Here is a 7798-nt window from a genome sequence, read left to right as displayed (position 1 = left end):
AACCATTGAATTGTTCCGTGAATCTTCGCCTTCGGTTGTGCATATTCGGACTGCGGAGCTTCCTTTTCAGGGAGATCCATTCAATATGAATCTCCAGAATACTCCACAAGGTTCAGGAAGTGGATTCATCTGGGATCGGAATGGACACGTTGTAACAAACTATCATGTGATCCAGAAGGCCGTTGGGATTACGGTTACATTAGCTGACAACACGACATGGAAAGCTGTCAAAGTTGGAACGGCAAGATCTAAGGATCTTGCCGTTTTGAGAATTATAGATGCACCCTCTGAACAATTAAAACCAATCAATATTGGAATTTCTGATGATCTACAAGTCGGTCAGACGGTTCTGGCCATTGGCAATCCTTTCGGATTGGATCAAACTTTGACAACAGGAATTATTAGTGGCTTAGGCCGAGAAATTATATCAGTGACAGGAAGGTCCATTCGAAATGTGATTCAAACGGATGCCGCCATCAATCCTGGAAATTCCGGGGGACCTCTGCTTGATAGTTCGGGGAACTTAATTGGAGTGAACACGGCCATTTATAGCTCCTCTCACGTTTATGCTGGAATAGGCTATGCGGTACCAGTCGATCTGATCAGCCGATTTGTGCCTCAGTTGATTCGCTATGGAGTCATTCAAATCCCCAGCTTGAACTTCACTGGCGTCGATGATTTTTTGACACGAAAACTCAGAATGAATCGTATCCTTCCACAGGATGTTCAGGGAGTGATGGTTCAAAGAGTGGCCCCTGGCGGAGCAGCTGAATTGGCTGGATTAAAACCGATTAGAAAAAATGAGGCCGGCGATATCATTTTGGGAGATTTGATTATGCAGCTGGGTGAAATACCAATTTCGAATGCAAATGATTTATTAGATGCCTTAGAGGCACATAAAGTGGAAGATGAGGTAACTCTGATCGTCTTTCGGAATAATGAGATAATAAAATTAGTCGCCAAACTTCAAGAGTGGAAAAACGAACCCTAATTGTACTGCCTGGCCCTCAATCAGGATCTGAACTGAAGAATAGGAGATATGCGAAGAGGGAAGCGTGTTGGTAAATATTCGGTTTTAATGGACTTGCGCCGAAAGATCTTGGTCATACAATCTCATTTCTTGGTTGACACTTTGGTGAGATGGATTACTATATGTAGGTTCCTTTGGTCACCCACTTGCCATCGCGAGTAGGGTTTTTGCAAACGACAGTTTTGTTGACAGTTCGATTATGCCCGCCGATTACCCACCAGAAATAATCAAAGAAGGCCAGGTGACCATAGTTGCCTTGGGTCCGGAGTATGAAAATCTGGATGAACCCAGGCTTGATGCATTGACAGAGGTTTTACTGCAAGTCACTGAAACGGCGACCCCCCCGGTCGTTATTCTGGATCTTTCGCATACTTCTTTTTTTGGTTCCGCCTTTATTGAAGTGATTTTCAGAATGTGGAATCGTCTCAATCATCAGGAAGGTGGGAGATTCTGCATTTGTGGGCTTAGTCCATACTGTATGGAAGTCTTAGAGGTAACCCACCTTGATCAGCTTTGGGAAGCTTATCCGAATCGAGAAGAAGCGATTAAAGCGATAAACTCCTAGTCTTTGTTAAAGCTTGGGCTTGGTCTTGAGGGCCGGGAGTGTAGTTTTAGGTGCTCCGTTGTCGTACATCCGTGATCTCGATCACCCCCAAATTCAAAAATGAGATACGCCACTAGTGTGCTTTATTTCGGATGCTTTCCTGACCCTGAAAACATCTTCTTCTGCTCTTCTATTCTTGCAGATGGAATGTATCTGATTGGATTCCTCAAATACTTCGATGTATCTGATTGTTAACAAATTTTGCTGTGATTGTTATTTTTTGTTACTTTACACTTTTACTAAAATGTGTCCCGGTGTTTAGTAGTTCTGTGTATAAAGCCTATAATTACCTCGAGTCAGCGACTATTTGAGGATTATTATTTTAAGGCGTGTGGAGTTATAAAAAATATAAGGATTGGTACAGGTTATGCTTATTAAGTTTCCAGAGGAATTTCTATCTGGACTACATGAAAGGATAACCTGTGTTAAATAAGATCCGGATTCAATCACAACGATGGACGAAAAAAGTCCGTGGCGCTGTCTTTGTTGAATATTTACTATTGTTGACCATTATTGGAATTGGTGCGATCGCTGGCCTTACAACTTTGCGAAGCGCTTTAATCAATGAGCTGATGGATTTAGCCAACGCAATCAACGCGATTAATTCGTGAATTGATTACCTGTCAACTCTGCGAGAACGTTTCCAACTTCATAAATTCATCAAGCCTGTGTTTTAACACAGGCTTGTTTTTTTACTCTAGCATGAAAGATCCTGTCTTAATCATCCTCTTTTTGCCGATTTCAGGTAGATATAGAAGGTCATAAATTCCATCTCCAATGATATGATGTGGTTATTCTTTTTGTGTTAAAAGGGATGGTATAAGTGGATTGATTTGAATATAATGAATTAGGCGAATAAAGAGCCTGTGGCTTTTTCTGTGTTTTTGCAATGAAAAGAATGGGACAGTTCGATGAAGCGTATCTTAACATTAGTGGTAGTGATGGGTTTATTTTATATCACCATGACCAGCTTCAGCTCGGCACAACAGAAAGCAGACAAATCTAATCCAGAGAACTCTGCCACTGTTCAATCCGCGAAAAAGCAAGATCAAGTGAAATCAAACTATGATCGAGATGATTTAAAAACAGGTCTCACGCGCGCTTTTTATGATGCACTGACAGATGTCGAAAATGACCTCGAAGATGAAGAGGTTGAAGGCCAGGATGGGAAGAAGCATTCTGCATTAGAAGAGGCACGCCGAACAATCTTTCAGGCTGATCGAATTCTCGCACGAATCAAAGCGGAAAATAAAAAAGCACTCGTAAAATTGCGAAACCCGCCGAGACGGATCCTTCCTGGTCAAAAGCAACTGCCGAAGAAAAAACCGGCTAAAGATGAGCAGACTCTCAAGAAACAAATTGAGGCACAGGAAAAATTGATCAATCAGCAGCAACAAAAACTGAATCATCTTAAAAAAGAGCTGGTTGCAGCTCCCGCTAAGAGCTAGTGACTCTTAGAGCCATAAAGTGATTGATTCTTGCGGCTATTTTTGTTTGAGATCAAGGCAGACCAGTCTTTTTTCATCGCGTATATAAAGACGATTGTTTGCCAATGCGGGATGAGCCCAAGCTTTAAACCCAAGCAAACCTGTCAGTCTGCCTTTCTCGCGATACTCTTTTGGATTGGCCTGGATTAAAATCAATGTCCCCTGCTCTGTCAGGCAGATGAGATGACCTTCCACGGCAATCTGCGTGCATTTTCCTACTCGTCTGGAGATCCATTGTACCTGTCCACGTTGCATGTCTAGACAGCGGTATGTGCATGTCGCCAGATCCCCATGCGGACCGTAAATATACCCATCTTTAATAATGCTGGTGGCAAACTGATTTTGTAGAGCGAGATTTTTCCAATGTGAAATTGGACGAATTTCTTCATTCTGTAGAGTCAGAGCAAATCTCATGCAACCGGTGCCGTAAGCGGAAGAGATAAAGAGTGAGTCATCATTCCAGACAGGTGTGGCGCAATTACAATTATATTTGTTGCCCCAGACAATGCGCCAGAGAATATCCCCTTTTTCCGGGGTGAGCGAGAGAATCGATTGTCCGGTGGGAACAATAATTTGTCTTTGGTCATTGGCTTCAATCACTATGGGAGAACCATAACCGGGAGCATCATTGCCGGCTGACCAGATCAGTTTTCCTGTTTCTTTATCCACTGCAATTACAGAATTATTATTAGATCCTCCCGGTTGGACAATCACCAGGTTCCCTTCTATCAGTGGGGAAGCTGACATTCCCCAGTAATAAATGGTTTTCTGTTCCTGCCTGGGAGCATCGCTGAGCTGGAAAATGTTGTTTTTCCAATGGATTTTTCCAGAAGCAGCATCAAGGCAGAGTAAATCTCCCGCCGGTAGAAGACAATAGAGTTTACCTGCATGGTATGTCGGAGTGGAACGGGGGCCACGAGCCTGTCTTTGATTATCCAGGTAAGTCGGGGCTGCGAAGGTGGCCCATAGTTTTTTTCCAGTCAACGCGTCAAAACAGACCACATAATCATTCGTGAGATGTGTTGCCATGGTCCAAATTCGATCTTCAGCAATCACAATTGAGGAAAAACCATCCCCCAAAGGGACTCGCCAAAGGACCGAAGGCTTATGTACATTCCAATCTAAATTCAGTCCAGTTTCATCAGACTGGCCATTACGGTTATTTCCGAGGAATGAATTCCAACTACCTTTCAGTGAGTGTGAATTTTCTTTTTGCTCTGATTTCTGCGATTGAGTATCTTTGGATTTAGAGGGGCCTGGAGAGATTTTAGGTAACTGACCTACAACAAGACCAGTATTGATTAGCAAAGCAAAATACAGGATTGTGAAACGCATGACAGGGGAGTGAACGAAACACTTATTACCAAATTGGATTACAGGTTCAAGCATTTTTTCACAATCCATACAGAGTAGTGCCGAAACACATTGGTTTTGCCTTCTTGATAGGCTTACGATGAGAGTTCAACCCAGAGTGCGATTTGAACTGCTGCATTGAGAGGCATTTCTGAAATCCCCAAAGCCACGCGGGTGTGTTGTCCTTTCTCACCAAAGATATCAGTTAAGAGTTGTGATGCTGCATTCAGAACATAAGGTTGTCTATCAAATCCAGGAGCAGAATGTACATATCCCTCTAGCCGAATGATTTGTTTAACATTGGAAAGATCACCTGAGATGGTTTTGATTTGTGCTAATGCGTTCATAAGGCAAATCGTAGCCGCATTGGAACCATCGTCTTCGTGAAGATGGCCACCGATCTTTCCTTTAAACATCAGTTCAGAACCAATAAAAGGAAGCTGACCACTCGTGACAATAATATTCCCAAATTGCGTTACCGGGATATATGATCCAACAGCTTGTGGAGGAGTTGGTAAGGAGTGTCCCAGTTCCTGGATGCGTTCTTCAGGAGTTTGGCTCATTGCGATTGATTTCCCTTTAGAAAATGATGTCAGAGTTTCTTGAATTTCGATTGCATGCTGAAAGCACTTGGATCATAACATAACTGAAATAGAGCCATCTATGAATAGATCAATGAATTTCGATGAAAAAAATTAGAGTAGCTGGCACTGCTAAGAAATTTAAGCATATGAAGTCAAAACCAATTAAAGACCAGATTAACAGCCCTTCGGAGGTGGAAGATCCGAATGATAAGGCTACTTCGAATAGTCTGCGAAACGGGTTGCTTAAGCTTTTTATTCTTCTCTTCTCTGCCTTTTGGGTTTTGGCTTTGATCATTCGGTTGACCGTGCGCGATTCTGCTGGGGTCTTTGTGACATTGGTGTTCTATATATCGCCCCTGATCTTGTTGTGTCTGGGAGCAGCGATCGTTTTTCTTTTTTCCTGGTGCGTTCGTTGGCAACGTATTTCTCTAATCTGGCTGATATTGACTTTGATCACAGGTGTTTGGTGTTGGAATACACAATTTCGAAAAAACGAAGTTCATATAGCGTTGGAGTATAATCAATTGCCAGAGTTGCGGATCTTATTTTGGAATATTGGTGATCGATTATGGGGTATGGAGAGTGTAGTTGATGAGTTAAGAGCAGTAGACGCGGATCTAATCGGTTTTGTAGAAGCGGGGGCTGACTCGGCTAAGATGAAACGATTCTGGAAAGAGACATTTCCAGATCACCCTTTTCAAATCGTTAAAAATGGGTTTGTGCTATTGTCTCGAGTTCCCATTGCAAATCAGCGTTCGGGGCGACTTACCGAAATGGGTAGGTATGAATTTATGGACTTAGAGTTGAAGCAGGCTCAGGGAAGAAGCGTGTCAGTCTTTCTCGTTGATATCAAAAGCAATATATTTAAGTCAAGAAAGGAAGCTTTAGAGCAGTTGGCTGTTCAAGTTTCTGCAATCAAAGACCATCCCATTTTGGTGTTAGGGGATTTTAATACACCCAGCGATTCGGATCACTTTCGTCCATTAAGAAAATGGATAAAAAACTCCTTTGAAGTTGCCGGCGATGGCTATGCAGCAACCTGGCCTTTGCCCCTTCCGGTGCTGGATCTTGACAGTATTTGGGTGAATGACCAATTTGTAGTCTTTTCTTCTGAAAATAGATGGACCTGGGTTTCCGACCATCGACCGGTGATCACTGATGTTTTTTTGAAGACACTTAAGAATAATTAAATGATCTTGCTTTGAGGATGAGCTCTTGAATTGAACCTGGGTCAGTCGGAGAGTCTTAAAAAAATAAAACCTCAAATTGAGGCAAATCATGTTTACTGCTTCTGCCAGTCTCTTAATCTAAGTATAATCAAGTTTACGAAAACGCATGTCTGATATTAGACATGCCGGGTAATCGACTGTTTCCTTAAAATCACGAGGGATTCCAATGCGATCAGTTCGTTTTTTGAGTTTGGCTATCAGCTTCATGGCAGTGGTTTGGGTTAGTTCGGCTGAAGCTGCTGTATTCAGTGGGATTATTCAATCAATCTCAGCTGAGCAAAAGCAAGTGGTCATTAAATCATCTCAGGGTAAAGAAAAAAGTTTTTCAATACCTGATTCAGCTCCCACAACTTTCAATGGCAAGCAGACAAAATTTGACCAATTTAAAGTCGGTCAGAGGGCGACAGTATTCACTTCAACGTCTGGAGCGATCACTCGATTTTCAGTTCGTCAAGCCTTAACTAAAAAGCCTGGTGGTCCGGTCAGCCGACCTAAAAAAGGGATGAAGGCTAAAAAGAAACCTGAATCAAGAAGTCAGAGTGGAGCAGCGCCACAATGGACGCAATTTCGTGGTCCCGGTCGTACAAATATTTCTTCAGAGAGAGGATTACTTAAGGACTGGAATCAAAATCCGCCAAAGTTACTATGGACGGCCCGTGGGCTGGGTGAGGGGTACTCATCGGTTTCCATTAATGGAAATCTGCTATTTACGATGGGAACCAAGGCGAATGAAGAGGTCGTCATTGCCATTGATGTCAATACGGGAGAGATTGCCTGGTCCCAGTCGAATGGTTCCGTATTTAAAAATAACCAGGGGAATGGTCCACGGTCGACTCCAACTATTGACGGTACCGTTTTGTATGCTCTGGGAGGAAATGGTGATCTTTCGCGCATGACTACGAGAGATGGTAGTGTGGAATGGACAAAGAATATTTTGCAGGAATTCGGTGCCAGAAATATTGTATGGGGTATCAGTGAGTCTCCCTTAATTGATGGTGAAAAGCTGGTTTGTACTCCAGGCGGACAGGGCGCTACAATGGTTGCCCTCAATAAGCAGGATGGGAGAGTCATCTGGAAAGCAGCTGCCCCCGGCAATCCTCAAGCCGCTTACTCTTCTGCAATTATTGCGACTGTGGGAGGTGTCAAACAGTATGTGAATTTTACACATGCAGGAATTATGGGAGTCGATGCCCAGACTGGAACGCCTTTATGGGGAAATAAGGAAGCATCGAATAAAACAGCGAACTGTTCTGCCCCCATTTTTTTCGCAGGTAATAATTCAATCTTCTATGCTTCAGGCTACGGAACCGGAGGCGCCCTGCTCCGTTTAACAGCAGCCCAAAATCGTGTTTCCGCTAAATTGGGGTTTTTCACAAAGGATATGAAAAATCATCACGGGGGTATGGTAGAAGTAGACGGATTTCTCTACGGATCAAGTGACCCCGGAATACTTACTTGTATTAACCCGCATTTCCCAGATGACTTCCCTCGCTTTGGCACGTAATTTGCGC

The 7798-nt window shown here is 43.0% G+C and carries 8 protein-coding genes; 6 read left to right on the top strand and 2 right to left on the bottom strand.

Going from position 1 to position 7798, the window contains the following annotated elements:
• The 4 genes from Q0668_RS20110 to Q0668_RS20095 form a co-directional block, all read left to right on the top strand.
• On the top strand, window positions 1–991 hold a 991-nt coding region (locus Q0668_RS20110; protein ID WP_298867936.1), incomplete at its 5' end, for a trypsin-like peptidase domain-containing protein.
• Between the two features lie 238 nt (window positions 992–1229).
• A complete protein-coding gene (locus Q0668_RS20105) occupies window positions 1230–1595 on the top strand; it encodes an STAS domain-containing protein (RefSeq protein ID WP_298867934.1) in 366 nt (121 codons plus the stop codon).
• A gap of 461 nt (window positions 1596–2056) precedes the next feature.
• Entirely contained in the window at window positions 2057–2245 is a 189-nt protein-coding gene (locus Q0668_RS20100; RefSeq protein WP_298867932.1) for a hypothetical protein, read from the top strand.
• 300 nt (window positions 2246–2545) lie between these two features.
• Window positions 2546–3082: a hypothetical protein gene (locus Q0668_RS20095; protein ID WP_298867930.1), complete on the top strand. Its 537-nt coding sequence runs from the start codon at window positions 2546–2548 to the stop codon at window positions 3080–3082.
• Between the two features lie 36 nt (window positions 3083–3118).
• Here the strand turns inward: Q0668_RS20095 and Q0668_RS20090 are convergent, their stop codons facing one another.
• Window positions 3119–4510: a PQQ-binding-like beta-propeller repeat protein gene (locus tag Q0668_RS20090; protein ID WP_298867928.1), complete on the bottom strand. Its 1392-nt coding sequence runs from the start codon at window positions 4508–4510 to the stop codon at window positions 3119–3121.
• A 59-nt stretch (window positions 4511–4569) separates the two neighbouring features.
• A complete protein-coding gene (locus Q0668_RS20085) occupies window positions 4570–5037 on the bottom strand; it encodes a RidA family protein (RefSeq protein ID WP_298867926.1) in 468 nt (155 codons plus the stop codon).
• 122 nt (window positions 5038–5159) lie between these two features.
• Between Q0668_RS20085 and Q0668_RS20080 the strand changes: the two genes are divergently transcribed.
• Both Q0668_RS20080 and Q0668_RS20075 read left to right on the top strand, forming a co-directional pair.
• On the top strand, window positions 5160–6248 hold the full coding sequence (locus Q0668_RS20080; RefSeq protein WP_298867924.1) for an endonuclease/exonuclease/phosphatase family protein: 1089 nt from the start codon (window positions 5160–5162) through the stop codon (window positions 6246–6248).
• A 205-nt stretch (window positions 6249–6453) separates the two neighbouring features.
• Window positions 6454–7791: a PQQ-binding-like beta-propeller repeat protein gene (locus Q0668_RS20075; protein WP_298867923.1), complete on the top strand. Its 1338-nt coding sequence runs from the start codon at window positions 6454–6456 to the stop codon at window positions 7789–7791.
• Window positions 7792–7798: the final 7 nt, after the last annotated feature.

It is taken from the genome of uncultured Gimesia sp. (genome assembly GCF_937910335.1).
Lineage (GTDB): Bacteria > Planctomycetota > Planctomycetia > Planctomycetales > Planctomycetaceae > Gimesia.
Note: the sequence above shows the minus strand (reverse complement) of the source record. Positions and strands in the feature narration are given on the sequence as shown.

What these genes read in the sequence shown, in the direction of transcription:
- Q0668_RS20090 (WP_298867928.1), bottom strand. Translation starts at nt 4,510, where the DNA reads ATGCTTGAACCTGTAATCCAATTTGGTAATAAGTGTTTCGTTCACTCC.
- Q0668_RS20105 (WP_298867934.1), top strand. Translation starts at nt 1,230, where the DNA reads ATGCCCGCCGATTACCCACCAGAAATAATCAAAGAAGGCCAGGTGACC.
- Q0668_RS20085 (WP_298867926.1), bottom strand. Translation starts at nt 5,037, where the DNA reads ATGAGCCAAACTCCTGAAGAACGCATCCAGGAACTGGGACACTCCTTA.
- Q0668_RS20095 (WP_298867930.1), top strand. Translation starts at nt 2,546, where the DNA reads ATGAAGCGTATCTTAACATTAGTGGTAGTGATGGGTTTATTTTATATC.
- Q0668_RS20075 (WP_298867923.1), top strand. Translation starts at nt 6,454, where the DNA reads ATGCGATCAGTTCGTTTTTTGAGTTTGGCTATCAGCTTCATGGCAGTG.
- Q0668_RS20080 (WP_298867924.1), top strand. Translation starts at nt 5,160, where the DNA reads ATGAAAAAAATTAGAGTAGCTGGCACTGCTAAGAAATTTAAGCATATG.